Genomic DNA, 26,166 nt, shown 5'->3' on the forward strand with positions numbered 1-26,166 from the left:
CCATCTCAATGGTGATGATGCGCATGGGCATCTGGTGCGTCGCCTTTGACGGTACATAACACCGAGGTGTCATGCAGATGTTTTTCGGACTCCACTTGGAGCGTCACATGTTTGATTTCTTTATGTTCCAGCATGTGTTCAATCTTCTGAACCAGGATCTCGGATGCATAGACATCCATCGTTCCATCCACTACGATATGTGCGGTCAGCGCATTCAGGTTACTGGTAATGGACCAGACATGCACATCGTGTACACCTTTGACACCTTCGACTTGTTTGATGGTCTGCACCAGTTCATTCACATCGACATTGGCTGGAGTGCCTTCCATTAAAATATGCAGGGATGATTTGGTGACATAGAACCCACTACGCAATACCAGTGCCGCGACAATTACACTCGCAAGTGGATCGGCCCAACCCCAGCCAAAGAACATCATGAGCAGGGCTGCCGCAATGGCCCCAACCGATCCCAGCATGTCGCTGATGACATGGAGATAAGCCCCGCGCATATTCAGGTTATTCTCTGTATCGCTACCACGCATCATGATCCAGGCCACCAGAATATTGATGAGCAATCCAATGACGCTGATGATTAACATGCCTACGGTTGCGACTTCTGGAGGGTTGATAAAACGCCCAATCGCTTCGTAGAAAATGTAGAGTGCAATGGCGATTAACGTAATTCCGTTTAACGTAGCGGCCAAAATTTCAAATCTTCTGTAGCCGTAGGTTTTGCCGGTATTTACTGCTTTTTCACCAAAGGTGAACGCCAGTAAAGCGATCCCGAGCGCTATGGAATCGGACAACATATGACCTGCATCCGAGATAAGCGCGAGACTGTTGGTGATGAATCCACCAATGGCTTCAACGATCATATAGATGGTAATAATAATGAAGGAAAACAACAGTACTTTCTTGTTATTGGTTGTGTGAGCGTGGTTGTGTCCATGATCGTGCCCATGGTTCTGATCGTGATGATGTCCGGACATATAAATCCTCTCCTTTGGAGCCTTGCTCCGTTATGTAATATGATTTCTAGTGTGGAATATAGATGATTCTTGGCAATGTTTGATCACCTACAAATGAATATATGAGCGTTCGTTCATATGTTATGGTTTTATTATAGTTGCGCCTCATAATAGTGTCAACCAGATTCATGGAAATGTAAACATGGCCGCGGTGTTTCCGGGAATGTGTGCTGGCGAATGAGATTGCTTTTATGCTACCATCTGTGCAGGATCAAAGTGAGATGTACTTGTTACATAGAAGGGCGGACAACCATATGAAACATCTGCTGCTGGCAGACGATGATGCCAATATTCGAGCACTCCTGCGGCATGTCATGACCAAGGAAGGGTATCGGGTCCATGAAGCACAGGATGGATTGGCAGCGGTCAAACTGATGCAAGAAACGCCGATCGATCTGGCGATCCTCGATGTGATGATGCCAGGTATGGATGGACTGGAGTTATGTGATTACATTCGGCAGCATTACGACATTCCAATTATGTTGCTGACGGCACGAGATCAGCTATCTGACAAGAGAGACGGTTATCTGAAAGGAACAGATGAATATGTGACCAAGCCATTTGAACCTGAAGAACTGGTCTATCGGGTAAAGGCGTTGTTTCGTCGGTACCATCGCACATCCAGCGATATCATCCGTATGAACCGGGTTGTCATTGACCGTAACAATGTTGAGGTTACTGACGGGCAATCCATTCTCTTTTTGCCAATGAAAGAATTTGAATTACTCTCACAGCTTGCCCAGTTTCCGGGCCGTTTGTTCTCGCGGGATGAGCTCATTCGGCTTGTATGGGGAGCAGACTACGAAGGAGATGATCGTACCGTTGATGTGCACATCAAGCGGCTGCGTGATCGTTTTACCGATTATACGGACGATTTTGTCATTCAGACTGTGCGGGGTATTGGTTACAAGATGGAGGTGAAAGCACCTTGAGGACCTTGTACGTCCGGGTATTCCTCATTACAATTGCGGTGATTATGGTCAGCGGCATGCTCGGTTTTCTTTTGTCCAACATCTACTATCATACAAAGCTCAAGGATTTCAATGATGAGAAGCTGGTGGGCATCGCGACGCATATGAAGCAATTTGTGGAGCAGCAACCCGGCACGATGGAGCAGTATTTGAACAATGCCGCCGCACTTGGGTACGAAATCTATGTGACGGATGGAAAAGGCAACGACCAATTCTACGGCCGCGAATTTCGAGAGAAAGATTTGGACAAACAAGCTGTAGAACTGGTGTTGAATGGTGAGGTATACCATGGCGTCGCCCAGTTTCCAAGCAAACCGTTCATTACCGGCTTCTTTGATAATCAATTAAGCAATACCGTGGGTGTTCATCTACAGCTAGGCAATGCGAATTACGCCCTCTTTATGCGTCCGGATGTAATTCTGCAATTCGGTGAGCTGCGGATCTTTTTTGCGCTGATTGGAGCATTGACGATAGGTATTAGTATCCTGATCTTTCTGATCAGTACCCGCTATCTGGTCAATCCGATTGAACGTCTGTCCGAGGCAACCAAGCGCGTTGCTCAAGGAAAATATAATCTGAAATTGCCTACCACACGGCGTGACGAGATTGGGCAATTGGCCCAGCATTTCATGACCATGAGTCGTGAATTGGAGAGGGTAGATCAGGCGCGGCAGCAGTTTGTATCGAATGTATCGCATGAGATTCAATCACCGCTGACCTCGATTCAGGGTTTTGCCCAATTGGTGGCGGATCGGGATCTGCCTGAACAGGAACGGGAGCACTATGCATCAATCATTGAGGAGGAGAGCCGTCATCTCTCTTTGCTCAGCAAACAACTGCTTCTCCTGTCTTCCCTTGAACAAGGCAACGAAGATCTGTCCAAAGTAAAGTTCTCTCTGCGAGATCAATTCCGGCAAGCGGTTCAGGTGCTGCAATGGCAATTGGAAGAAAAAGAACTACTCCTTCGGATTTCGGTGCCCGATTCCATCCAGCTGGTGGGCAATGAAGTGCTGCTCATGCAGGTGTGGATGAATCTGCTGGGAAATGCAGTGAATCATCTGCCACAGGGAAGAAGCATCGAGATTCATGCCGAGCAGATGGATAACCAGTGTGTGATTCAGATTCGGGATACAGGAGACGGGATTGCTGCGGAGCATCTGCCTTTCCTGTTCGATCGATTCTATCGGGTGGACCGTGCGCGGGAACGTTCTTCCGGACGAACCGGGCTTGGACTTGCCATTGTGCAGAAAATAATTCGAATTCATGACGGTACAATCGAGGTTTCCAGTTCGCCTGAGGGTACGGTCTTTATCGTGACACTTCCGCAGATGTAATCTGTTATTCATTTGCCGTTCATTTTCGCCTCCTATACTTGGATTATCAAGAGGGAGGTCACAGAACATGTACTTGGCTATTCGGGAAATGAGGTATGCCAAAGGGCGCTATGCCTTAATTGCTACAATCATGGTACTGGTTTCATTTCTGGTACTGTTTGTTACAGGTCTTGCACAGGGGCTGGCGTATGATAACGCAGCTTCGGTCAAAAATATGGCAGCAACCCACTTTGTGCTGGAGCAGGATTCGAATCATCGGTTCACCCGGTCACAAGTGGATCAGGATCAGCTTGAGCAAGCTCGCTCCGTAGTGGGGCAAGAGAACGCTGAGCCACTCGGTGTGAAAATGACAACCGTCAGTCCAACCGGCGACACAAAAAAGATCGATGTCACGCTGTTCATGGTTAATCCGGAGGGCTGGCTTGCTCCAACCGTTACCGAAGGAACTCCGATTACAGATCAGACAAACGGGCAGGTTGTGGTAGATCATAAGTTGTCTGAATCTGGCGTCACGATTGGCACTGTTCTCGTCGATCAAGCTTCGGGAGCGGAGTGGACCGTTGGTGGATTTGTACAAAATGAGTCCTTCAGTCACTCCCCAGTGGTGTTCCTGAATGAACAGGAATGGCTTACGCTTCAAGGAGGTTCACGAACTTCGCAAGGTTCAGCAGACACCAATGCCAATGCTCCGATATACAATGCTATTGCGATTAAGGATGGGGGCGATCAGGTAGACCGCCTGAGTGCTGCAATGCCTAATATGGAAGTCATCACAAAGTCGGATGCTGTATCGGCCATTCCTGGATATAAGGAAGAGCAGGGATCGTTGCTCATGATGATCGCATTTCTATATGTCATCTCGGCGTTTGTGCTTGCGGTATTCTTCTATGTCATCACAATTCAGAAGACGAGTCAGTTCGGCATATTAAAAGCCATCGGAACGCGGAATGGTTATCTGGCGGGGAGCGTTTCGTTACAAGTTCTGGTCTTGTCAGTTGGTAGTCTGATAATTAGTGTACTGTTGGTTCGACTGTTCGAGTCCATCTTGCCAGCATCAATGCCATTTCAATTAGGCTTGTCCACTCTCGCACTGACCTGTGTATTATTCATACTCATGTCTGTGGCGGGTTCGTTATTCTCGGTGTGGAAGGTTAGCAAAATTGATGCACTTGATGCGATTGGGAGGACAGCAGCATGAGAAACCGATTGGTATTACAGGGAATTACACAGACCTTTGAAGATGGCGGCAGCAAACGCACGATTCTGGACAAACTGGACCTTGAGGTTGCTGAAGGGGAACTTGTGGCTGTGATGGGGCCTTCCGGCTCGGGTAAAAGTACATTCCTGTCCATTGCTGGCGCACTTCTCGAACCTACGGAAGGACAGGTTTTGCTGGACGGGGCTTCTATTTTGGGCAAAAGCAAACAAGATATATCCGATATGCGGCTTCAGCAGCTTGGTTTTATTTTTCAAAGTGCCAACCTCATTCCGTATCTGAAAGTAGAAGAACAACTCATGGTCGTTGCAAAGCTCGCCGGATCGGATAAAAACAAGGCGGAGAAACGAGTGGATGAGTTGTTGGATACGGTAGGGTTAACCCATCGGCGGAAGGCGTATGCGGAGAAGCTGTCTGGCGGGGAACGTCAGCGGGTCGCTATTGCACGGGCCTTGATGAACGATCCGGCTGTCCTGCTCGCGGATGAACCAACAGCCAGCCTGGATGCGGAACGTGGGCTGGATATTGTCGGCATGATTGCACGGCTCGTGAAAGAGCAGGGCAAGAGTGCAGTGATGGTTACGCATGATGAGCGAGTTCTGCCGCTCTGCAGCCGGGTTCTTTTTTTGGAAAAGGGAAAGTTGGTACAGCATTAGAAGGAGCATGGTCTGAAAGTCTGGGGACAATATTGATCCAAGGCTTAAGGGCGGAGAGTGTAAGAAGAGGGTCACATATTCCCGGTGGGGAGGTGGCCTTCTTTCTTTGTTTGCGACTATAATTGGAAGAATAGTGAATTTTACATAGAGAGGAACTGATGTGGATGAGCGGCTTAAATGCAGAACAATTCCCGGCACTGAGTACGTCGATTCATTGGGGGATTATTGAGGCAGAGTTTAGATTAAACGACATCGTGGATGAAAAGCTGGTGAGTAATATTAGCATCATTCCATTTGTTGGGGATCAATGTGTCGTCTTTCAATTGGATAATGGAGACTGGGAGCTGCCCGGAGGCACGCTTGAAGCAGGTGAGCATTACATGGATGGACTGAAGCGCGAACTGATGGAGGAACTTGGGGCAGAAATGCGGTCCTATCAGATTTTCGGTCAATTCCACTGTACATCCAGTGCGTTGGAGCCATATCGACCGCATATCCCGCATCCCAATTTCGTACGAATCATCGGATATGGAGATGTTGAACTTGTCGGTGATCCGCTGAATCCGGAGGATGGCGAGCAGGTGGTTGCAGTGGAAGTGGTAGAGGTTGATGAAGCGATCCGTAGATTCCAGGAACAGAACAGACATGACATTGCGGAGATGTACAAACTGGCTTATGTACTGCGAGAAGAAGCTAAACAGTGAGAGGCAATGGTTAGGTATTCTAATTCCAAATAGCCTACGGGGGTAATGATGGTTCGAGATAAAATTAATGAGTTGCTGGATACTTTACCCGAATTGGAACTGAACCGAGCATATTGGGGGATTGAGCGTATCCATCAGGAATATATGTTCAAGATGAATAATTTTATGATAATAGAGATTAATATACATGGATAGAAGAATTATGCTTTACTTACGGAGTTCATATCTAATGAAAAAAGCTTAAATCGGTATGCTATCCGATTTAAGCTTTTATGATTATTGTATTATTTAGGGAATAACACAACATTATCTAGGCCGTTTTCTCCAAAGAAACGTCCTGGTACATTGAATTGCTTTCCGTCTAGGGTGATTTTGCTGATTAACCAGCCAGACTTCCAACCACTACCATCTGACTTTAAAGCTATAGCTTGCACTTGTCCAACATCTTCACTACTGAAGTTGATGATGTCTGTTTTTCCTTTTTCAAAGTTGTCAATATTATAATTATTAAGTAATATTTCACTGGACTTTCCATTACTTCCGATAATGCTTATCCAAATTAAAGAATCGGTACCTGCATCAGCTTCATTAGAAGTTACAAAAGTAATCAGATGGTCTTTAAATGCTGCTTTAAGATTACTCTGATTAGTTTCAATGTTATTACTCGGCAAAGTGTTGTTACTCGTAGCATCTACGGTTTCTGCAAAAACTGAAGCAGGTAACAATAAAGATGAACCTAATAACAGTGAAGAGCCGAGCATCGATAGTTTTTTTCTCATTTTGTAAACTCACCATCCATTTTTGATATTTACACCAAATATGTAATTTGATATATTACATTTTCTATTATATATGAAAATCCTATATTTATATACATAATAATACAATTTGATTATAAAGTAGGAGGATTTGAAGTGTAAATATAGAATAGTCTAGTAGTAAAGAACTATTCTAAAGTGACACATGTAGCACAAATGAAAAGCTAATAGAGAGTTTGTATTTATTTTTTACACAACAAAATATAAAGTGGTTTTTCATGTGATGTTAATAATTCATATATTTGAATAGGGAGTAATATCTAATGCAGGAACTCTTTAAGAAGATCATCAATACAGAAGTCAAACCCGTATTTGCCAAACACGGCTATTCTAAGAAAAATCTGAATTTCTACAAAGCGGATGGAAACCTCGCATACAAGTTCAACATTCAAAGAGCAAAGTATAACACCAGTCGTCAAGTCCAGTTTTATGTTAATTGTGGTGTTCAATCCACCGAACTTGCGGAGTTGCATTCCGTTGGATTGAATGGAGACATATTGGAGTTCGTATCTCATTTCACCTGCCGAATCAGAGAAATAGCCCATTCCGCTCCCGCCCACTATACCCTAACGCCTGATATCGATCCAGACGCTTTATCGAAAGAACTGGTGTCACATTTGGAAGAGGGCATGTCATTCCTGCACTCGCTAACAGGGGCCAGAGATATAGTCCATTATTATATGGACAAGACAGCGCTACATTTAAGCGAAGTAACCTTCCGCTTCCTGCTAAAAGCCGGCGATACGGAAGAAGCCAAGCATTATTTACAGCAACTGCACGCCAAATACGGAGCCGAAAAGCGCTGGACGATATTAGAAAAGAAATATGCAGCCGTTTTTGCCGAGTACGGAATGTAATCTTTGCTCCAGACAAATAGCCAAAATGAGAGGGGATAACATATGAACGATACTCAATATAATTTAAATTTTGAGAAACTGTGTAATGAATTACAGCTTGGTGAATTGATCAGTTCGCCCAAACCGATTTCAGGTGGACTTCTTCATCGAATGTACGCCATTGAAACGACGCAAGCTAATTATGCAGTTAAGGCATTGAATCCCCAGATCATGATACGACCTGCTGCTGTGCAAAATTATATTAATTCAGAAAAAATAGCAGACGTGGCAGCTGAACATATCCATGCTCAACCTGCAAAAAGGTTAAAGGGTGCTTCTATACATAACATTGATCATCAATTCTATCTAATATTTGATTGGATTGAGGGTCAATGTTTGGAACAAGATGAAGTTACTATCAATAACAGTTCTCTGATGGGAACGATCCTTGCAGATATCCATAAAACGGATTTTAGACAACTAGAATTGGATAGTCCACAGGCGACTAATTCTAAAAAAATAGATTGGATGTTTTATCTGAACAAAGGAAGAAATGAGAATTCGGAATGGATTAAGATTTTGGATTCCAATATGGATAAGGTGTATGAGTGGAGCATGAAAGCTAAGAATTCATCTTCAATGTTAGCATCCAATAATGTTATTAGTCACAGAGATCTGGAACCTAAGAATGTGATGTGGAGACAAGACCTACCTATTATTATAGATTGGGAATCGGCAGGTTATATTAATCCGATGCATGATCTGGTAGAAACAGCTGTGTATTGGTCAGTAGATAGCGCTGGAAGTATAAACAAGGAAAAGTTCTTGGCTTTTATAAGTGGATATAAGAAGCGAGTGGGGAGTCTAACAGCCAATTGGGAAGTGGTTCTGGATATTGGTTTTGCTGGAAAGTTGGACTGGCTCGAGTATAGTCTTAAACGGTCACTGTGGATTGAATGTACGGACATAGAGGAACAGCTAGTAGGAACATCCCAAGTCATTAGGACTTTAGAGGCTTTGAAACAATACGAAAATATGATTTCAGATATAAAGAACTGGTTGAATACTTAATCCAGGAGGGGATGCCCACATGGCAAACGATAAAGGAACACTCAGAACATGCGAACAAGGACATTCGTATTATAAAAAAAGTGATTGCCCAACCTGTCCGACGTGCGAAGCTGAACGTAAACCGACAGAAGGATTTCTAGCCTTGCTGTCAGCTCCCGCCAGACGTGCCTTGGAGAATGAAGGCATTACAACACTACTGCAACTTGCGGAGTACACGGAGAAAGAAATCCTGAAGCTGCACGGAATCGGACCGTCTGCTATGCCCAAACTAAGAAGCGCTTTGGAAGAAGAGGGAATGTCTTTTAAGAAATAACCCTCTTCATGTTGTTCCACTAATCCAAACCAGAAGCTGAAGTAATCTCCTCCATCGTTACCCGATACAAGAAGTTACCTTCACTGAGTAGCAGACGATGTTGGCGAAAATCCTGCCGTGCCTGCTTGAAGGGCTGATCTTCCTCATTTAACAAAACAATCTTCTGCCCCTTGTTCAATCTACCGGGTTTCTCCATTTTTTTAAGCACAAACGACCCATGTTTACCGTACCCGGCATCGAACAAGAAATGATAACCATCCGTACTGAGGCCAGAGGAACCGGAGATGTTTGGATTCATAAATGTTACGTTAGGTTCACTGGTTCCCCCTGAGATACAACCGAGTTCAAAATCGGTATAGAAGTAGAACCAGACCTGCTTCTCATTTACCACATTGAGTGCGTAACAATCTGCAATGTCAGCTGCGCGGTTTTCGTACACTTTATTACCGTGCTCATCCCAGGCCAGCAGACCGCTTGATCCAATTGGATCGCTCCATCCGTAGTTACCAAATACCCCTTCATCGAAGTAACTGGTCCAGATCGTTCCCTTCTCTGTGACCTGTACACTTTGGATACCGTCTCCCAACAGAAACTCGCGGATCGTATTTCCGTCTAAATCACACAATTTGGCGTTCAGATCAAACTGTTCATTTCCGTAATTCGCACACCGTGCTCCGACGAGCAGCAGATGATCATGCAATGGTTGTACGTAATGATAATTGAACGTCTGTCCCCAGATGACAACTTCCTCGATAGTTTGATCTGTCACAATAAGCACTTTGTACGTATAGCTTTGATTCAATTTACTTTGGACGAACATACCTCGTTCTCTTTGGGGGATCTGATTCATCAAAAGCACATAAACAAGGCCATCCCCGCCCCACTGGGTGGAAACGATATCGAAGCCCTCGACATAGTTTGAAATGTCGGCAAAAGGCAAAAGTTTTACTTTGGGATTGGTCATATCCATATCCTCCTTTGTAGTCAAATTCAGAGTCACCATCTGCATCTGTATAAGAGGATTATGACGTACGTGTACTTTACTGAACATGGCGGAAGTATAGCGAAGGTCTTTCTTTGGCTTTTACAGTGGATGAGTATGATGTTTGGTAACCTGTGCCTTGACACTCGTAGTACAATAAGGAAGTTGTGTAAAATTCTATATAATAGGAGGGCGGAGAGATTGCTATAAGGAGAGTGTGAAAATACATACAACGCACGTGAATGAAGGGGTAAGAATCACCCGTAGATTCAATTTACAATTACGAGGAAGACTCATCTCAGAAAAACAAAACTAGTTAAGGAAGTGTTAAGAGGTGGAACCACATATTCAAGAGCAAAAGACAGACTACCGTCCACTAGGCGTATCGGGCTTAGGTGGTTGGCTGATTCTCGTCCAGATTGGATTATTTCTTACGTTGATTTTCCTGGCGCTCCAATTGGTTATGTATTGTTTGCCCATGCTTACAACAGAGACTTGGGAGTTGCTAACTTCGAAGCAATCTGAATATTATCACCCGCTATGGGGACCGGTCGTTATTTTTGAAACGGTATATAACGCACTGTTTTTAGTGTTTAGCATATATACTATCATTGCTTTGTATAGTAGAAAATCGATCTTTCCTCGTCTTATGATCATATTTTATAGTGTCAGTCTAGCCGTTAGTATCATTGATTATCTATTGTTGCTTCAGATTCCGATGGCGAGAGAACTTGAGGATGGAAACTCGTTAAGAGATATTGGCAAGTCGGTACTTACTTGTGCCATCTGGATTCCTTACTTTATCAAATCCGAGCGAGTTCATAACACATTTGTAAGATAAATGGTAAGCAGGAAATACCCGATCTTGGATAGAAGCTATCTGAGATCGGGTTTATTGTATATATGCCGGGCTAGTCATACAGTGTAAGGTATAGTGTTCATTATAGAAGTGAAAAGGAGGAGAGATCTTGAAAATTTATCTGGTAAGGCATGGGATGGATGAGGAAGGGTATCGAGGCGGATGGAGTGATCGTGGACTTACGGAACAGGGAATCAATCAATCCAGGAAACTGGGAGAGTATTTGCATCATCATGCTGAGGAGTACAACATACATACGATTATTAGCAGTGATCTTCCTCGTGCAGTGCAGACTACACGGGAAATTGAGAAGAAGTTAAACATGCAGGCTAGCTTAATGAAAGATTGGCGTGAGATGAATAACGGAGATTTGGCAGGCATGCTCCATAAGGATGCTGAAGAACATTACCCAGGGATTTATTTCAATACTCTTGAGATGGACTCCCCGTTTCCGGGAGGAGAAAGCCCAAGGGATTTTTATAACCGGATAAGCACAGCTTTCGAGAGTCTTTTCAGAGGTTTAGAGGAGAAAACAGTAGAGTCCAATGTTCTATTAATTACTCACGGCGGAGTGATTAATATTCTGTATTATCTGCTTGAGAAGAAGGAATGGAGCAATAAATCCAGCTTTTATCCCATGGACAACACCAGTGTACATACCGTTGAAAAGGGAAGGCATGGTTGGAAACTTAGCAGCGTAAATGTGTTAAGTCATCTAGATTAGTTGTTTTTCCATGTTAAATAGAAGACGGAGGCGATGACATGAGCGATAAACCAATTGAACTGTTGCAACGTTTAAAATCTTTATCCGGCCCATTTCCAACGTGGGATATGGGGCATTTGCCGGAGCAGCCGGGGAAGTTATTTTTGGAGTGGTTGAGATTGGCAGTTGAGAACAAAGTGAAAGAACCTCACGCTATGACAATCTCCACCATGGATCAAGATGGTTATCCTGATGCGCGGGTGTTGATTTTGAAAAACGTAATTGATGAAACGTTCTATTTTGCCTCCAGTTCGGAGAGTCGAAAAGGGCAGCAGTTGAAGGAGAATCCTCATGTGGCTCTGACATTCTACTGGCCTTCCCTTGGAAGACAGATTCGGATAAGGGGAATTGCCGAGGATCAGGGAGATGAAGCGGGCGCTGATGATTTCCGCAAACGTTCAGCTGGAGCAAGAGCAGTTGCTATGACAGGACATCAGAGTGAGGTTTTGGATAGCGAGGAAGTGCTGGATAGTTCCATTGAAGCTCAGAAGGAAAAGATAAGACGTGACCCCAGTGTTGTTACACCTCATTGGCGTTTATATGCCGTGAATGCACAAGAGGTGGAGTTTTGGCAGGGAGATTCGGAGCGCAAGCATGTACGAGTCCAATATGTAAAGCAAGATGGGCAGTGGAAGACATTCAGATTGTGGCCTTGATATTACAACAGGTGAGTTAGGCAACACGGACCGAACTGCTGTTTGTTTCTTTTTCCTAACAATCTGAGGGAGGATAAAACTATGAGAACGATTGAAAGTTTCTTCGAACCATTTCCCATGTTGGAAACCGAACGGACGTTACTTCGACCTTTTACTTATGATGATCTGGAGGATATGTACGGTTACTGCGTTGTACCTGCTGTATCGGAGTTCACGACCTGGGACGCGCATCAGAGTAAAGAAGACACCAAAGCTTTTTTAGATTTTGTCATGAGTCGCTATGAGACGGATCTAATAGGCCCGTGGGGGATCGAAGATAAACACACCAAGGGGCTGATTGGTAGTTGTAACTATCTAGGGTGTGACAGCGATAACAGGAGAGTTGAACTGGGATATGTGTTATCTGATCAATTTTGGAATCAAGGTTACATGACCGAGGTAGTGAAACGAATCATCCAATTTGGATTTGACGAAATGGGGCTCGAGCGAATTCAGGCCAGATGTTTGGTGAAGAACACGGGTTCCGCCAAGGTTATGGAGAAGGCAGGCATGCATTTCGAAGGTGTGCTGAGGAAATACATGAAGGTAAAAAATGAGTTTCAAGATCTGAAGATGTATGCTATCGTAAAAGAAGACTTCTACTCGTGTTAAATAAAGAACGTGTTATTGAAAAGTCGTGTGTCATTTATCATGCTGGCGAGCCATGGATTTTCCTATAATCCTGAATTTATCAGTGATACACAATAAAAGCAGAAGTAAGAAATAGCTTGAATTGCTGCATCAAGAGTTCAAGGTATCGTATTGAATATTGTCTAATTCAATAATCATATGCCAAGCTTTGGCCCATTCCTGATCGTTGAGGAAATGGGTTTTATTTTTGTTTTCAGCAAGCAACGTACATAATGTCATATCTTGAACCTGGTGCCTTCCGCTATAATCTTCAAGTTATTAAAACATGGATTGAATGAAGGAACCAGGAGGTACAACGAATTGACGACCAAAAACAGATATAAATCACTCGAACTGGAAACACCCGGCGTATATGAGCTAGAAGGGCTTGAAGTGGGAGTGACATCGAACTGCAATTATAAATGCGACTATTGCTGCGCCTACAATCGGGACGATGGAGCATGCATCGGTAGTCAGGAAGTTATCCGTATTATTAGTGAGCTTCCTCGTCTCAAGCGCGTGCGATTGTCCGGGGGAGAAGTTACTTTGAAATACCAGGATTGTCTGGAGATCGTGACGTATTGTGCGGCACATGGCATCGATACACAATTGAACAGCAATGCCAGTCTGCTGACAGAAGAACGGATTCATGCGTTGCGTGATGCGGGCTTGTCCAACATTCATATCTCGTTCAATTATACGGATGCGGAGTCCTATGCTGCGTATTATCGTGTGCATCCTCGCATGTATGAGAGACTGGAGCAGAATATCCGTCTGTGTACGGAAGCCGGTCTGGAGACGGTGCTGGAAACGTTACTATTTGAAGGTAATCAAGCGAACATGCAGGCCATTAGCGATAAGGTGTATGATCTGGGTGTGCGCATCCATGAGATCCAGAACAGTATTAAGATGCCGCATACCGACTGGACCCAGATTGTATCCAAAGAGTCCCTTGTTCGATCTGTTACGGAATTAATTAAACATAAAAAGCCAGATACAACGCTCTATTTCACCTGTATGGATCGGTTCGCTGAACAGTTGAATTTGCGTGAACAACCCGGTGTGTATTTCTCTAATTGTGTGGATGGCACGAAACAGCTACATTTGCACGGTAACGGGGATATTCTCATCTGTGAGTTATGCCACCCTGTCGTAATTGGCAACATCTATACTGGAACGTCGTTGAAGGATATTTACGCTCAGCAGCCCCCGGCGTTAACGGAATTCCTGGAGAAGCGGCCTTGTCTCGCATACGATGCTCTTTTTGCAGACGCATAACAGGAAGAGTTGTTAAAGAAGAGCTGTAAGCTAAACAAAACATGTTACACGATAACAGCGACATTTAGGGTTATATAGATTGAAAATCAAGGTGATCTGATTTCCTCAATGGGAAAACGGATGGCCTTTTTTGATTGAACTATTCATTTACACAAAAACGGAGAGGACAGAAAAAACCTGAAAAAGCGAAGCGTGCGCCTTTATCCCCGGATTTTTCCCTTTAGAAAAGGGAATCAAAAAAATCTGGGGGTAACAGCGATTGGAAGGTTGTTCTGTCATCGCAGTGTCAGTGTAATAATCTTTAGTCCAATTCGTGTGGTTTCAGATTCATTTAAGCTACCCGGCCTAATATGGCCTTAAGACTTAGATGAAGAGGTGAGATTCACATGATGAAGATAGATGAAAAACCAACCCGGAAAGAACCACATAAAAGGCCGATCTCTCCAAAAAAGCGCAGATGGCTCATCATCACACTTGTCATCGTGCTTGCGGTAGGTGGAATCTTATACAGCCTGGCTGACCGTTACCTGATCAGGCATGTGCAGGTAGTTGTAGCAGATGAGAACACAGGAACGCCAATAACAGGCAACACCAATGATTCCAACAATACTTCGACCACCACAACTGAAGTGAATGCAACGTCAGATGATTGGAATTATTCGAGTGATGATATGAAAGTCAATATTGAAAAGGTACAGACGGGTTCTGGCTCGGATCAGATTACGTATTATGTCGCTGATGTTCAGTTAACGGATGCAAGCAGCCTGCGAACCGCGCTGGCGGACAACAGCTTTGGAACGAACATTACCGAAAATACGTCAGAGATTGCCGCAGCCAACAATGCGATCTTTGCCATTAACGGTGATTATTACGGATTCCGCGACGATGGTGTCATTATCCGAAATGGAACACTGTACCGAGACAGCCCCACGCGGGATGCACTTGCCCTGTTCAACGACGGTACGATGAAAACATATAACGAGAACGAGATTTCTTCCTCGGAACTGCTGGCCGAAGGTGCAACCGATACACTATCTTTTGGGCCCATTCTGATTCAGGATGGCGAGATTGTCAGTGATTTTAGCAGTGTGAAAATCGATAATAACTTCGGCAACCGCTCCATTCAGGATGCAAATCCAAGAACTGCGATTGGCATGATTGCTCCGAATCATTACGTCTTTGTGGTGGTGGACGGACGGCAGGACAACAGCCGTGGCATGACCTTGGCAGAACTGGCGGATGTCATGAAAGGCCTCGGAGCAACCGAAGCCTACAACTTGGACGGCGGGGGTTCATCCACGATGTATTTTATGGGCAGAGTTGTCAATAATCCGCTGGGGCGTAATCAGGAACGTGGCGTAAGTGACATTTTATATCTGACGGAGGGACAAGGATCATGACGATATTAATTCCATCATATGAACCCGATGTGCGTTTACTGAATCTCGTTTTGCAACTGCAAACCTTTAAACTTGGACCCATTGTGATTGTGGATGATGGCAGTGGCCCCGGTTACCGTGGAATTTTTGAAACGGCAGAAGCGTATGGCTGTACGGTCCTGACACATTCCGTCAATCTGGGTAAGGGCAGGGCCTTGAAGACTGGCTTTCAGTATATTAAGGAGTATGGACCTCAGGGCGGTATAGTGTGCGCAGATAGTGACGGACAGCATCTGCCACATGATATTAAGCGTATCTTCGAAGTGCTACTCGCACAAACCACACCAGGAATTGTACTCGGCAGCCGTCGCTTCAGTGGTAAAATTCCAGCACGTAGCCGGTTTGGCAATACAGTCACAAGGGCGGTCTTTTCCCTCACAACAGGTACCAAAGTATATGACACGCAGACCGGTCTACGCGGTTTTCCCTACTCCATGCTGGACTGGCTGAACCAGATTCCCGGGGATCGGTTTGAATACGAGATGAACATGTTGTTAACGGCACACAAGGAAGGGTATGAGATTACGGAGGAGTTTATTGATACGGTGTATCTGGATCACAATGAGTCCTCCCATTTCCGCCCGCTGGTTGATTCATTCCGAATCTATATGCCAATCCTGATGTTCAGCACATCTTCGGTGCTGTCTGCTTTGATTGATTTTGGATTACTATTCGTTATTCAATATTTTACGCATAATCTGTTTCTGTCGGTTGTCGCAGCAAGGCTGTGCAGCTCCATCTTCAACTATACGATTAATCGGAAGTACGTATTTTCCGCTGGACGAACCTCTAAGGTTCGGCAGTCTTTGCCCAAATATTTCTCACTTGTCCTACTGGTGCTGTTATTAAACTACGGTTTATTGTATTTTTATAATGAAAAATTAATTCTCCCGCTGCTCGCAGCCAAGCTGCTGACCGAGGTATCCATCTTCCTGTTCAGCTATTGGGCACAGCGCAGATTTGTCTATTAACTCTGAAGAGAGAGTAAGCCTATGGCTTGCTCTTTTTTTGGTTGAAACGGTTTCATATCTACCCCGAAATAGGTTACGATGGAGTGGGAAATAAGGAGCCTTATTTTAGGTGAAATGGATGTGAACTGATGTTGAATCGTGTGCGCAAGGACTTGCGTTATTACCTTCAGAACATCAGGATCGGAACAACCTCATTTTGCATTACTTTGCGTTTTTGTCGGCGTTTGTGGCATGGATTTTTTTGTTTATTGATATCAAAGTCACGCTCCTACTCGCTGTCATCCATTACGCTTTATCCTGGATGGGGCACTTCTATTATGAAGGCAATAAACCCGCAGCTTTTCGTTATCCTCATATCGGTTTTTATGCGGGGTTTACCTGGTTTTTTATGAAAACGATGGAGATCATAACCCGCAAGGACATCATTCGTCCATGGCTGGACCAATCAGAGTAAACTTAATGTTAATTTGAAGATAAGTGTGCGAAGTTCGAGTGTAAATGTTCTTTTGTTGAACTTATATAAAATAAATATGGGAGGATGATTATGTATCTTCGAAGTGTGGAACTCATGTCGGCCAAGATTGAGAATCGGAACCAATATCCTTTTGACATCCCCGCGATACGGTCCTTGGAACGATTGGAATTCACGAATAACGTTACTTTTTTTGTAGGTGAAAATGGTTCAGGGAAATCTACACTGCTGGAAGGCATCGCTCATCAATGTGGATTCAATACCGCAGGGGGCGGCAGGAATAATACCTATGAGACACATGCTTCGGAATCCTCGCTCGGGAATTATCTCAGGCTGGCCTGGTTGCCCAAAATGACGAATGGTTTCTTCATGCGCTCTGAATCCTTCTATCAATTCGCATCACATGTCGATCAAATGCCGGCATCGCTTCAATATTATGGCGGGCGTTCATTACATGAACAATCACATGGGGAGTCTTTTCTCAGTCTGTTCGTCAATCGCTTCAGTTCCAAAGGCATCTATCTGCTTGACGAGCCCGAAGCCGCTTTGTCTCCAGCTAGGCAACTCTCCTTATTGCGTATCCTTCATGATCTGTCAGGCACTTCACAATTCATTATTGCGACGCATTCACCCATTTTGCTGGGATATCCGGGGGCAGAGATTTTAAGTTTTGACGATAGCCATATTCAAGAGATAGCCTATGAGGAGACAGATCACTATCAGATTACTCGCAGCTTTCTGGAGAATCGCGACCGGATGCTGAATGAATTATTTAAAGATTAAGTTCTCAGTTTAACAAGGGAAGTCACTCAACCATGCGACATGAAATTTATTTATGAGGAGAGATTGGATGAAAGTAGGTTTGCTGATTGTTGATATGCAGGAGAGTATTGTGCGGAAGAAGATGGACCAGACTTCGATAGACCATGCCTGTGAGTATATTAACCATGTGGCTAATGTGCTGCGCTCGAATGATCATACGGTCGTTCACGTGCAGGATGTGGAGGGCATGGAGGGGGCAGCGTCAGATGAGTATCGCATCATTCCCGAGGTGGATGTGAATGAGAAGGATCTCACCGTTACCAAGGAAGCCTCCAATGCCTTCTGGCAAACTGACTTGGAGCAGGTGTTGAAGAGTCATGGAATTGAATTGGTGATAATCTCTGGTTTTGCCGCAGAGGAATGTGTTCTATTCACCTACAACGGAGCGATGGAGCGAGGTTTCCGGCCGGTGATGTTGCAAAATGGAATTCTTAGCACACATCCCGAATCAGTGACTTCAACGTACAGAGATCGCAATGTGATCTCATATCCTGTGGTTGATTATCTATATAAATTCAACTAAAGAGGTTTACACTGAGCACTCCAATGACAGAACAACCTTCCGATCGCTGTTATCCCCAGATTTTTTTGATTCCCTTTTTAAAGGGGAAATCCGGTGATAAAGGCGAACGCTCCGCTTCTTCAGGTTATTTCTGTCCTCTCCGTTTTTGTGTAAAAAGTTTAGTTGAACCTATATAATTCGATAATTATTAGCTAAGTGCTAATGGATATTTGGTGAAAAATAAAGACAAGACCAATAATCGGACTCTGTAGGGAGTCTTTTTTTTGTCCAAATGTTCATGTCCACTGTGAAAGTAGGTTACTCCATGGTTTAAACCAAACTTTGCCTATATCTGTTGTGGTTGAAAGGATATATTGAGAACAGGGCACAGCAAACTCGTTGTGGACATCGGTAATGTCATGTATGGACCACTAACCAACTCATTAACTAAGGGAGATGTGCAATGAAGATGAATGTGCAAATTACGAGTATTTTGGCAGAACAAAAGGAATTGTTCCTCAACCTGTACAACTTGTACTTATATGATCTGTCCGAATTTTCTGGCGAGGATCTACTTGAAGAGGGGAAATATGATCCAACGAACACCTATCTATATCTGGAACGCGATGAATTACATCCGTTTTTGATTCAGTATGAAGGAAAGGTTATTGGATTCGTACTGGTCTGCTCACCTCCATATGTGCCGGAAGGTGTGGATTATACCGTGCAAGAGCTGTTCTTGGTCAAAAAATATCGCGGACAGGGGCTGGCAGCACAAGCGATTGACTTGGTTTTTGCTCAATTTGAAGGTACATTTAAAGTGGAACAGCTTGCTAATAATGCGGCAGCAGTTTCGTTCTGGAAAAAATATTATGAGCAACATCAGATTGAATACACTGAGTCTGAATATAACATTGAGATTGACAACATCGCTGGTAGCCACCGGATTTTGTCTCAGACTTTTGTACGTGGATGACGGTATAGAAGTATGAAGGGAGCAAGTAGGTTAAATGTCTAAAGAGCAATATTTCAAGGACCTCGAAGAAATTATTCATGATGTGATCTATATAGGTTCTTCTGATTCAGAACTTCAGAAAGAAATAGAAACGAATATGTGGTGTATTTCAATTTCAGAAGAAATGTCTAATGAAGTGAACTTGAGTGATTTTAGTGCTTTTATTATGAACGTCATAGCCAACCGTCAGAATCAGATTAATCATTCGAATAAGCAGAGCGGATTGATATTTTATCTATGGTTTGATTTTATGGCGAGTCAATTAAGATTTAATCTAATCTCGGATAGCAATAAGGAGCTACCTTTCAGATGCAAAATTCAGAATGTGAGTGAGCCTGATGAAATTATAGATCTTTTTTTGAAGTCGAATGTTTATGATGAGATAACCCAAGATACAGATACTAATGAGAATGATGCAGATAATGAATACGTATTAAAGGTATTTACACAATATTTAGACAAACAGTAAACCGTATATCATAGGAATATTTAAATTAGAAGGTGATTAGTATGTTCATTATCGTAGCAACCAAGGGGAGTTTGAAGTGGGTTTCGGGTGTATTTCAGGCAGAAGATGTAGCTAGACAGTATATGGATCTCATACCCGAGGAGCTTAAGGTGTACCATGAATTCATTCAGATAGAGAACATCACATATCCATTTTATATTATAGAGCGTCAGGATTCTCCATTTAGGTTTCTTGGTAAAGATGAAGTGATTTCACTTTTTGATAAAACAGATGTGTCAGAGGATGAAGATGAGGTGCACTTCAATATCTACACGATTGATTCAGATTATAGATCGAACAAACCTGGAACAGATTATATGGGAGCACTGAGGCATGATCATGTGACCAATGAATCTATAGAGATGTACCGAGAAGAAGGAACAGCGTTTCTGAGTAGACGAAGGATTTTATGAATGTGAGAATTGAGGAAACTAGTGATTCAGCATTTTAGTTTACTACCTAATTTAATAAACGAGGATACCTATGGATACGACAACGAGGTGTCCTTTTTTTTGTTATATTTCAGTTCTGATGTGATAGGGAGGAGTAGAAAAAATGTATACTGTATGCACCGAAAGTTGGGCTCTAAACTCTTTAACAGACTGGGTTTTGTAGCCATATTTCATGGTCAGTATTTTATGTATACTATTGCTGATCTTTGTGATAAGTTGAGCGAGTAAGATCCAGTAATCATACTATGAGTGAGAGGACTAATATCATGAATTGTGCTAAAAAGCTTGTGACCACTCTATTGATTACAGTTATGTTGTTTTCATCGTTTAATGTAGTATTGGGTGCCGCCGAATCTTCGGCATCAGACATCGAGGGAAACTGGGCAGAAAGCCAAATTACGAAATGGATCGACAAAGGTTTTATTCATGGTTATGAAGATGGCAGCTTTAAACCGAACAATACCATAACAAGAGCAGAGTTTTTCTCATTGGTTAATCGTTCATATGGATTTACTGAAACAGCATCTGTATCCTTCAAGGATGTTACTTCATCTAACTGGGCATATGCTGAGGTTTCCAAAGCTGTAAAAGCTGGATACATAAAGGGTTATAGGGACGGTACAATCGGTGCCAATAAACCCATTACTAGACAAGAAGTTGCAGTTATTATCAATGATCTTCTGGATCTATCGAATGAAGCTAGTACTGGAAATCACTTTACGGATTCCAATATGATAGCCTTATGGGCTAAAAATTCGGTAGATGCTATAGTGGCTAAAGGGATTTTACAGGGCTACGATAATAACTTCAATCCGAATAAACCGATCACTCGTGCTGAAGCAGTCGTTGCGCTGGATCGTTCAGTGAATGCAAGAGCAACGGATTACAGCTTAGCTGGAACATATGGCCCTGAGGCGGGGACGCAGACCATTGATGGGGATGTGCTCATTAGCACGGCTGGGGTTACATTGAAGAATATGATCATCAAAGGAAACCTATTATTTAGTGAAGGTATCCAAGAAGGAGATGTACACCTTACGAATGTTACGATTAAAGGTGTGACACGGGTAGAGGGTGGGGGCGTTAGTACCATCTATTTAAAAAATACCGTAACATCTACCCTTATTGTTGATAAGAAAAAAGGACCCGTTCTCATTATTGTAGAAGGTTCAACGACAGTTGGAGAAGTAACCATTCACTCCCCTGCTACGCTACAAGAAACGGATATTACGGGGAATGGCTTCGGCAAGATTACATTATCCGAGCGGTTACCTGCGGGTTCAAAAGTAGGTTTGAAAGGAACATTTGATTCCTTAATCATTAAAGGCAGTGGGGTTCAGGTGGATATTCCTGAAGGCCGTATTAAGGACGTTATCGTAGCAGTTACAGCAACGGGGACGACTCTTAACTTAGGCACGGATGCAACGATTGTAAACCTTTTCTTAGATGCAGTCGCTAAAATTCTAGGCACGGGTACTATTGAAAAGGTGACGCTGAGTTCCGTTGCTAAAGGTGGTACGACTTTTGAAACTACAATTCGACTGTTGGATAAAGTCATAAATACAGTGACTCCAGCTACTCCAACTGCTCCTGTGACTTCACCTTCCACTGGAGGAACGGATACAATCGCTCCTACTCTGTCCAATGTAACGAGTGGTCATATTGCAGGTGGAGATCCTGTGGTGGGTAGAAGCAATGAAAATGGGTATCTGTATTTGGTTCCTTCCGCAACACCAAAAACAATCACTAGTCTAAACCAATCTGTTGCAGGGTTGTTTGGCAAGAAGCAGTCGGTGACAGCAAACGTAGATACGACAATGAGTACAGCGGGTTTAACGTCAGGTACGTATGTCGTATATGCCGTTGATCTCGCGAACAATATATCGATGGCTTCGGCAGAGATCATTATTGGTACAAATCAGTTAATCGTTTCGACTCCAGTACTCTCAACCGAAAAAATGTATGATGGAACGGTATCGGCAACAGTAATAGCAGATTCACTAACCGGAGTTGCTACTGGAGATCATGTAACCGTGAGTGCAGCAGCCACCTACAATGATGCATCAATAGGCACAGGTAAAACAATCACTGTAGTTTATACGTTGAGCGGACCAGAGGCGTCCAAGTATATTACGCCTGCAAACTATACAATCCAGACAGGAGTTATTACAGCCGCACAGTTGACGATCGGGGAGCCATTGTTGACTGTTATTGAGAATACAGATGGAGATTCATCGGTAGTCGTATCTGCAGGTTCCTTAGTTGGGGTTGTTCCAGGTGAGGATGTGACGGTGAGTGCTGAGGCGGTATATGATACAACTTCCCCGCCTAAAGCGGCGCTTGTATCTGTGGTTTACAGATTAGCTGGTATGGATAGTGGCAAATATATTGCTCCGGTTAATAATACGAACTACACTGCTTATGTACAATCTAGTGCAGATACGGGGACGATCATAGACCTAATCACCACTTTCAAAGTGTATGATGGAACCTTTGCAACAACTGCAATAGCAGGTTCTAGAGTAGGATCTTGTGGAGAAAATAAACAAGGTATTTGTCCTGGGGATGACGTAACGGTAAGTGCTTCAGGAGTCTATGATAATGAAAATGTAGGAACAAATAAAAAGATAACCGTATCGTATATTTTATCTGGTAATGATGCAACAAACTATACTGCACCAGATGAAATTGCAGTGAATGGTGTAATAACTAGAAAGCAATTGATGATCTCGTCTCCGACATTAATACTCTCCAAAGTGTATGACGGAACTCTTATTGCAAATGTAACACCAGGTGCATTATCTAACATTATCCCTGGGGATGACGTACAGGTAATCGCCGTAGCCACTTACAACAATGCAGCTGTAGGAACCAATAAAGTAATAACGATTAATTACACTCTTACAGGAAATGATGCAGGAAATTATGTTGCCCCAGCAATGCAGATAGTTGGTACAGGGGAGATTACTGCTACACCGTGATGTTTATGTTTGAAGACCATTTTCATTAGTGACTTTTCTGATGAAAGTGTAGAAGCAAATAGAGTCTCCACTGTCGAATAAGACTGTGGAGGCTTTTTGATTTTTAGATTCAAAACAACTTCGCATTTACCAATACATGGGTTATGATGAATTAAGAGGATTGAACAGATATTGAAGCATGGGGAAGTGTAACGGAGGTGCGGGTATGTCGAAGCATCATTTTGTTATTGAAAACAAATCGCAAGTAAACGAATATATCTATACTTCCTACTCTTGGGACTCTAACGGCGTGATACATGGGAGTGGATTAACCACAAAGAATCATGCGACCTTGGAAGACGAATTCATTGCGTACATCTATGATTCCCTTTGCTGGTTGGATACATGGAATCCATCTACCTGTATGAGATGTAGTGGACTGAACAACTATGGAATAACCGTTATTAAAGAGCAGGATGTTTTGTTGAAGTTTCATCAACTAATTCGGGCCTGGATGGATCTATTCAGCCATGCGACTGATCCGATTGTTCTAACAGGGAGTTACTGTGTTGATGGAGAAGAACAAAAGAGCTACTACGAGAAACTCGTGTACAACAAAGTTGAATTAATCAACGAATTACATAAGCTTGCGAACATGGCAAAGTATGCTGAGATAAATGGGAAATGCATTGTGCATTTTGGGATATGAAATTTAACTCTTTTAAGACCAATTGACTAAAGAAGGGAGTTTTTGTATTGCCTTGGCCGATGGTACATTTTGCAATTGCATCCGAGTTGATATCCGAGCCATTCCCTGAATTGTTATCGGGGAGCCTTGCTCCTGATTCGATCCATGTAAGAACTAATCTTCGTACAGAAAAGGCGAAAACCCACCTCATGCCAGAGGGAGGAAGATTCGCAACAGACGAAGAACTTAAAGGATTTTTTGAATCCAACAAGAAGTTAGCTTATAGTGATCCCAAATTCCTGCAATATCTGTGCGGTTACATCGCCCATATCTATACGGATCGCGTGTGGACATTCGATATCTATCCAGCATATGAAGTCCATCCCAACGGAAGAAGTGTGTATACACAGGATGTCACAAAGCTGGAGTTTATGATTTTACGGAATTGGAACAGGGCCAACGATTGGTTAAATGAGCTGAATGTGGGAAGAGCATTTGATTTAGGCGGATTGCTGGAATCTGAGGTGTACCAGTATAGAGAAGAGAAACTTGAGTTTTTAGTTAACCCTGACAACGAACCTTTGGGTGATTTAAATATGTTATCCATGGAAGGTATGGAAGAGTTCATACATAAAACGGCGTTAGCGCTAAAAGAATTGTATACAAAATGGAATGTGTATGAAGATTTACGCAGCACTGTGTAAGAAAGGGAGAGATATACCTGAAGGTATACAGGAAACAAGTACGCAAAATTGTAGTGAATGATACACTGTTCCTGTACGTTGTGGATGAGCAAGCTTACGATATCGTCATTCGGGTTTATTCGAATGCGTTTAAATCTACATTTGTAGAGTTCGATGTTGCTTGGGAAGATACATGGGATATATTTGTCTATGAACCCAAACTGATATCCAACCTTATTCAATATGCTATAAAACAAGGGTGGGACTACCAACAGAAGAATAACAAAATGAAATTTAACAATGCGACCAGCATTGTAAGGATTCTAATGGCAGAGAAACAAACACGATCATAAGGAACTTGAACACAAATTGAAAGCACGTCTACTGCTCCACAACTCACCTAATTTTAAATTAGAAGCTATATATACTGAAAGACATGATCTCCAGTTAATCTTGCATCATAGAATCACATAAAGGAGGATGACTATGGACATCGTTATGACGCTTGAACTGCACGGATGGCTGGATATCCTGGTTCTCCCTGATCAGGGAGAACAGATTGAGATTCCGGTTTCTTTTTTGTCAGATGCGGTTGAGGAGATAACACGTCAATTCGTAGCATTGCACAAAGGAGCCACGGAGGTATCCATGACCATGCAGACCGAACCTGGAGAATATCGCTTCTGGATCAAGAAACGTTCGCAGGTAATCGTTCAATTCATGGTGTATGAGATGAGTGATAACTTTAGCACGGAAGCCGTTACAGAGGGGCGATTGCTTATGTCTGAGGAGTTATCCTTGGTCAAGTTGACTAAGCTATTTTACAGAGAATTAAGCAAATTGAAGGAAATGGGACTGGAGGAATATCACAAACGGTGGAGTTTTGAGTTTCCCTTGAATGCCTATGAGCGGATAGGAAGGGCCGTCCAGATCCGATGAAATCGAATGTTTTGAGAGAAGGAGAGATTACGTGGCGAACATACATAAGGGAAGATACTCCGCTCAGATTGAGGGAGAATTTGTTGTTTTTATCATCGGAATGAGGATCAATCGTCTGTGGGCTATACACAAATGGTTGCCTGTCTTTAAGTCCATGGGACCGATGATTAAAGAACTGTATATGAATCCGGAGACTGGATTTCTGAGTACAGAGTATTTTATAAGTTGGCGTGGGGTGACGCTACTACAATACTGGCGCTCTTACGATGAATTGGAGAAATACGCACGAAGCGGATTACACTTGGAAGCTTGGAAAAAATTCAACCGATCCATTGGTACTGACGGAACAGTAGGGATATATCATGAAACATACAAGGCTCAGTCGGGTTCCTTCGAGACCATATACGCCAACATGCCCAAATTCGGATTAGCTAAAGCTTCTGACCATGTGCCTTCGACAGGGAAAATGGAGACATCCAGACGCAGAATGGGCGGAGAGAATGACCCGGCCGTGGAAGTAACAGAGAATCCTTAAATAGGTAAAAAGAAAGGGGCATGTTA

General features: G+C 43.2%; 29 protein-coding genes. 26 read left to right on the forward strand and 3 right to left on the reverse strand.

Annotated elements, in window-relative coordinates; genetic code table 11:
• Nucleotides 1-5: 5 nt before the first annotated feature.
• The gene (locus EL84_RS14255) at nucleotides 6-989 is read right to left on the reverse strand and encodes a cation diffusion facilitator family transporter (protein WP_047842135.1); all 984 of its coding nucleotides are present in this window, start codon (nucleotides 987-989) and stop codon (nucleotides 6-8) included.
• Nucleotides 990-1,282: 293 nt separating this feature from the next.
• Between EL84_RS14255 and EL84_RS14260 the strand changes: the two genes are divergently transcribed.
• From EL84_RS14260 to EL84_RS14280, 5 genes are all read left to right on the forward strand, one after another.
• The gene (locus EL84_RS14260; protein ID WP_047842136.1) at nucleotides 1,283-1,960 is read left to right on the forward strand and encodes a response regulator transcription factor; all 678 of its coding nucleotides are present in this window, start codon (nucleotides 1,283-1,285) and stop codon (nucleotides 1,958-1,960) included.
• Nucleotides 1,957-3,333: a sensor histidine kinase gene (locus EL84_RS14265; protein ID WP_047842137.1), complete on the forward strand. Its 1,377-nt coding sequence runs from the start codon at nucleotides 1,957-1,959 to the stop codon at nucleotides 3,331-3,333. The genes EL84_RS14260 and EL84_RS14265 overlap by 4 nt, the downstream gene beginning before the upstream one ends.
• A gap of 67 nt (nucleotides 3,334-3,400) precedes the next feature.
• Nucleotides 3,401-4,531, forward strand: a complete 1,131-nt coding sequence (locus tag EL84_RS14270) for an ABC transporter permease (RefSeq protein ID WP_047842138.1) — start codon at nucleotides 3,401-3,403, stop codon at nucleotides 4,529-4,531.
• Nucleotides 4,528-5,205 carry an ABC transporter ATP-binding protein gene (locus EL84_RS14275; RefSeq protein WP_047842139.1) on the forward strand — a complete coding sequence of 226 codons (678 nt, stop codon included), beginning with the start codon at nucleotides 4,528-4,530 and terminating at the stop codon, nucleotides 5,203-5,205. The genes EL84_RS14270 and EL84_RS14275 overlap by 4 nt, the downstream gene beginning before the upstream one ends.
• A gap of 164 nt (nucleotides 5,206-5,369) precedes the next feature.
• A complete protein-coding gene (locus EL84_RS14280; protein WP_047842140.1) occupies nucleotides 5,370-5,909 on the forward strand; it encodes an NUDIX hydrolase in 540 nt (179 codons plus the stop codon).
• 284 nt (nucleotides 5,910-6,193) lie between these two features.
• On the opposite strand, the gene EL84_RS14285 is transcribed toward EL84_RS14280, so the two are convergent.
• Nucleotides 6,194-6,688, reverse strand: coding sequence for a PLAT/LH2 domain-containing protein (locus tag EL84_RS14285; protein WP_047842141.1), 495 nt, complete (start codon nucleotides 6,686-6,688; stop codon nucleotides 6,194-6,196).
• 302 nt (nucleotides 6,689-6,990) lie between these two features.
• Between EL84_RS14285 and EL84_RS14290 the strand changes: the two genes are divergently transcribed.
• Genes EL84_RS14290 through EL84_RS14300 form a run of 3 tightly spaced genes read left to right on the forward strand, consistent with a single transcriptional unit; the run spans nucleotide 6,991 to nucleotide 8,947 of the window.
• Nucleotides 6,991-7,584, forward strand: coding sequence for a DUF4304 domain-containing protein (locus EL84_RS14290; protein ID WP_047842142.1), 594 nt, complete (start codon nucleotides 6,991-6,993; stop codon nucleotides 7,582-7,584).
• Between the two features lie 42 nt (nucleotides 7,585-7,626).
• Nucleotides 7,627-8,634 carry a phosphotransferase gene (locus EL84_RS14295; protein WP_047842143.1) on the forward strand — a complete coding sequence of 336 codons (1,008 nt, stop codon included), beginning with the start codon at nucleotides 7,627-7,629 and terminating at the stop codon, nucleotides 8,632-8,634.
• A gap of 19 nt (nucleotides 8,635-8,653) precedes the next feature.
• Entirely contained in the window at nucleotides 8,654-8,947 is a 294-nt protein-coding gene (locus tag EL84_RS14300) for an RNA polymerase alpha subunit C-terminal domain-containing protein (protein ID WP_047842144.1), read from the forward strand.
• 19 nt (nucleotides 8,948-8,966) lie between these two features.
• Here the strand turns inward: EL84_RS14300 and EL84_RS14305 are convergent, their stop codons facing one another.
• On the reverse strand, nucleotides 8,967-9,911 hold the full coding sequence (locus tag EL84_RS14305; protein WP_047842145.1) for a hypothetical protein: 945 nt from the start codon (nucleotides 9,909-9,911) through the stop codon (nucleotides 8,967-8,969).
• Between the two features lie 352 nt (nucleotides 9,912-10,263).
• Between EL84_RS14305 and EL84_RS14310 the strand changes: the two genes are divergently transcribed.
• The 18 genes from EL84_RS14310 to EL84_RS14400 all read left to right on the forward strand — a co-directional run bounded on the left by EL84_RS14310 (nucleotide 10,264) and on the right by EL84_RS14400 (nucleotide 26,140).
• A complete protein-coding gene (locus tag EL84_RS14310; RefSeq protein WP_047842146.1) occupies nucleotides 10,264-10,770 on the forward strand; it encodes a DUF2569 domain-containing protein in 507 nt (168 codons plus the stop codon).
• A 127-nt stretch (nucleotides 10,771-10,897) separates the two neighbouring features.
• On the forward strand, nucleotides 10,898-11,512 hold the full coding sequence (locus EL84_RS14315; protein WP_047842147.1) for a histidine phosphatase family protein: 615 nt from the start codon (nucleotides 10,898-10,900) through the stop codon (nucleotides 11,510-11,512).
• A gap of 38 nt (nucleotides 11,513-11,550) precedes the next feature.
• On the forward strand, nucleotides 11,551-12,207 hold the full coding sequence (locus tag EL84_RS14320; RefSeq protein WP_047842148.1) for a pyridoxal 5'-phosphate synthase: 657 nt from the start codon (nucleotides 11,551-11,553) through the stop codon (nucleotides 12,205-12,207).
• A gap of 81 nt (nucleotides 12,208-12,288) precedes the next feature.
• Nucleotides 12,289-12,858, forward strand: a complete 570-nt coding sequence (locus EL84_RS14325) for a GNAT family N-acetyltransferase (protein ID WP_047842149.1) — start codon at nucleotides 12,289-12,291, stop codon at nucleotides 12,856-12,858.
• 339 nt (nucleotides 12,859-13,197) lie between these two features.
• On the forward strand, nucleotides 13,198-14,154 hold the full coding sequence (locus EL84_RS14330) for a radical SAM protein (RefSeq protein ID WP_047842150.1): 957 nt from the start codon (nucleotides 13,198-13,200) through the stop codon (nucleotides 14,152-14,154).
• A 386-nt stretch (nucleotides 14,155-14,540) separates the two neighbouring features.
• Entirely contained in the window at nucleotides 14,541-15,554 is a 1,014-nt protein-coding gene (locus tag EL84_RS14335; RefSeq protein ID WP_047842151.1) for a phosphodiester glycosidase family protein, read from the forward strand.
• Nucleotides 15,551-16,564, forward strand: coding sequence for a bifunctional glycosyltransferase family 2/GtrA family protein (locus EL84_RS14340; protein WP_047842152.1), 1,014 nt, complete (start codon nucleotides 15,551-15,553; stop codon nucleotides 16,562-16,564). Before EL84_RS14335 ends, EL84_RS14340 begins: the two co-directional genes overlap by 4 nt.
• A 214-nt stretch (nucleotides 16,565-16,778) precedes the next feature.
• Nucleotides 16,779-17,018 carry an Mpo1-like protein gene (locus EL84_RS14345; protein WP_235431614.1) on the forward strand — a complete coding sequence of 80 codons (240 nt, stop codon included), beginning with the start codon at nucleotides 16,779-16,781 and terminating at the stop codon, nucleotides 17,016-17,018.
• 90 nt (nucleotides 17,019-17,108) lie between these two features.
• Nucleotides 17,109-17,819 carry an AAA family ATPase gene (locus EL84_RS14350; protein WP_047842153.1) on the forward strand — a complete coding sequence of 237 codons (711 nt, stop codon included), beginning with the start codon at nucleotides 17,109-17,111 and terminating at the stop codon, nucleotides 17,817-17,819.
• Nucleotides 17,820-17,886: 67 nt separating this feature from the next.
• Nucleotides 17,887-18,381: a cysteine hydrolase family protein gene (locus EL84_RS14355; RefSeq protein ID WP_047842154.1), complete on the forward strand. Its 495-nt coding sequence runs from the start codon at nucleotides 17,887-17,889 to the stop codon at nucleotides 18,379-18,381.
• Between the two features lie 442 nt (nucleotides 18,382-18,823).
• The gene (locus EL84_RS14360; RefSeq protein ID WP_235431534.1) at nucleotides 18,824-19,336 is read left to right on the forward strand and encodes a GNAT family N-acetyltransferase; all 513 of its coding nucleotides are present in this window, start codon (nucleotides 18,824-18,826) and stop codon (nucleotides 19,334-19,336) included.
• A 34-nt stretch (nucleotides 19,337-19,370) separates the two neighbouring features.
• Nucleotides 19,371-19,844, forward strand: coding sequence for a hypothetical protein (locus EL84_RS14365; protein WP_047842155.1), 474 nt, complete (start codon nucleotides 19,371-19,373; stop codon nucleotides 19,842-19,844).
• Nucleotides 19,845-19,885: 41 nt separating this feature from the next.
• Nucleotides 19,886-20,296 (forward strand): hypothetical protein, encoded by a 411-nt coding sequence (locus tag EL84_RS14370; protein WP_047842156.1) that lies wholly within the window; start codon nucleotides 19,886-19,888, stop codon nucleotides 20,294-20,296.
• Between the two features lie 305 nt (nucleotides 20,297-20,601).
• Nucleotides 20,602-23,316: a YDG domain-containing protein gene (locus EL84_RS30865; protein ID WP_053061493.1), complete on the forward strand. Its 2,715-nt coding sequence runs from the start codon at nucleotides 20,602-20,604 to the stop codon at nucleotides 23,314-23,316.
• A gap of 205 nt (nucleotides 23,317-23,521) precedes the next feature.
• Nucleotides 23,522-24,004 (forward strand): hypothetical protein, encoded by a 483-nt coding sequence (locus EL84_RS14380; RefSeq protein ID WP_047842157.1) that lies wholly within the window; start codon nucleotides 23,522-23,524, stop codon nucleotides 24,002-24,004.
• Between the two features lie 47 nt (nucleotides 24,005-24,051).
• Nucleotides 24,052-24,687: a hypothetical protein gene (locus tag EL84_RS14385; protein ID WP_047842158.1), complete on the forward strand. Its 636-nt coding sequence runs from the start codon at nucleotides 24,052-24,054 to the stop codon at nucleotides 24,685-24,687.
• Nucleotides 24,688-25,152: 465 nt separating this feature from the next.
• The gene (locus EL84_RS14395; RefSeq protein ID WP_047842160.1) at nucleotides 25,153-25,605 is read left to right on the forward strand and encodes a hypothetical protein; all 453 of its coding nucleotides are present in this window, start codon (nucleotides 25,153-25,155) and stop codon (nucleotides 25,603-25,605) included.
• Between the two features lie 31 nt (nucleotides 25,606-25,636).
• The gene (locus EL84_RS14400; protein ID WP_047842161.1) at nucleotides 25,637-26,140 is read left to right on the forward strand and encodes a DUF4188 domain-containing protein; all 504 of its coding nucleotides are present in this window, start codon (nucleotides 25,637-25,639) and stop codon (nucleotides 26,138-26,140) included.
• Nucleotides 26,141-26,166: the final 26 nt, after the last annotated feature.

Source organism: Paenibacillus sp. VT-400 (assembly GCF_001029205.1).
GTDB classification, from domain to species: domain Bacteria; phylum Bacillota; class Bacilli; order Paenibacillales; family Paenibacillaceae; genus Paenibacillus; species Paenibacillus amylolyticus.

Coding starts and splice junctions, on each gene's coding strand:
- EL84_RS14255 (WP_047842135.1), bottom strand. CDS start 989: ATGTCCGGACATCATCACGATCAGAACCATGGGCACGATCATGGACAC.
- EL84_RS14260 (WP_047842136.1), top strand. CDS start 1,283: ATGAAACATCTGCTGCTGGCAGACGATGATGCCAATATTCGAGCACTC.
- EL84_RS14270 (WP_047842138.1), top strand. CDS start 3,401: ATGTACTTGGCTATTCGGGAAATGAGGTATGCCAAAGGGCGCTATGCC.
- EL84_RS14275 (WP_047842139.1), top strand. CDS start 4,528: ATGAGAAACCGATTGGTATTACAGGGAATTACACAGACCTTTGAAGAT.
- EL84_RS14280 (WP_047842140.1), top strand. CDS start 5,370: ATGAGCGGCTTAAATGCAGAACAATTCCCGGCACTGAGTACGTCGATT.
- EL84_RS14285 (WP_047842141.1), bottom strand. CDS start 6,688: ATGAGAAAAAAACTATCGATGCTCGGCTCTTCACTGTTATTAGGTTCA.
- EL84_RS14290 (WP_047842142.1), top strand. CDS start 6,991: ATGCAGGAACTCTTTAAGAAGATCATCAATACAGAAGTCAAACCCGTA.
- EL84_RS14295 (WP_047842143.1), top strand. CDS start 7,627: ATGAACGATACTCAATATAATTTAAATTTTGAGAAACTGTGTAATGAA.
- EL84_RS14300 (WP_047842144.1), top strand. CDS start 8,654: ATGGCAAACGATAAAGGAACACTCAGAACATGCGAACAAGGACATTCG.
- EL84_RS14305 (WP_047842145.1), bottom strand. CDS start 9,911: ATGACCAATCCCAAAGTAAAACTTTTGCCTTTTGCCGACATTTCAAAC.
- EL84_RS14320 (WP_047842148.1), top strand. CDS start 11,551: ATGAGCGATAAACCAATTGAACTGTTGCAACGTTTAAAATCTTTATCC.
- EL84_RS14325 (WP_047842149.1), top strand. CDS start 12,289: ATGAGAACGATTGAAAGTTTCTTCGAACCATTTCCCATGTTGGAAACC.
- EL84_RS14335 (WP_047842151.1), top strand. CDS start 14,541: ATGATGAAGATAGATGAAAAACCAACCCGGAAAGAACCACATAAAAGG.
- EL84_RS14340 (WP_047842152.1), top strand. CDS start 15,551: ATGACGATATTAATTCCATCATATGAACCCGATGTGCGTTTACTGAAT.
- EL84_RS14350 (WP_047842153.1), top strand. CDS start 17,109: ATGTATCTTCGAAGTGTGGAACTCATGTCGGCCAAGATTGAGAATCGG.
- EL84_RS14355 (WP_047842154.1), top strand. CDS start 17,887: ATGAAAGTAGGTTTGCTGATTGTTGATATGCAGGAGAGTATTGTGCGG.
- EL84_RS14360 (WP_235431534.1), top strand. CDS start 18,824: ATGAAGATGAATGTGCAAATTACGAGTATTTTGGCAGAACAAAAGGAA.
- EL84_RS14365 (WP_047842155.1), top strand. CDS start 19,371: ATGTCTAAAGAGCAATATTTCAAGGACCTCGAAGAAATTATTCATGAT.
- EL84_RS14370 (WP_047842156.1), top strand. CDS start 19,886: ATGTTCATTATCGTAGCAACCAAGGGGAGTTTGAAGTGGGTTTCGGGT.
- EL84_RS30865 (WP_053061493.1), top strand. CDS start 20,602: ATGAATTGTGCTAAAAAGCTTGTGACCACTCTATTGATTACAGTTATG.
- EL84_RS14380 (WP_047842157.1), top strand. CDS start 23,522: ATGTCGAAGCATCATTTTGTTATTGAAAACAAATCGCAAGTAAACGAA.
- EL84_RS14395 (WP_047842160.1), top strand. CDS start 25,153: ATGGACATCGTTATGACGCTTGAACTGCACGGATGGCTGGATATCCTG.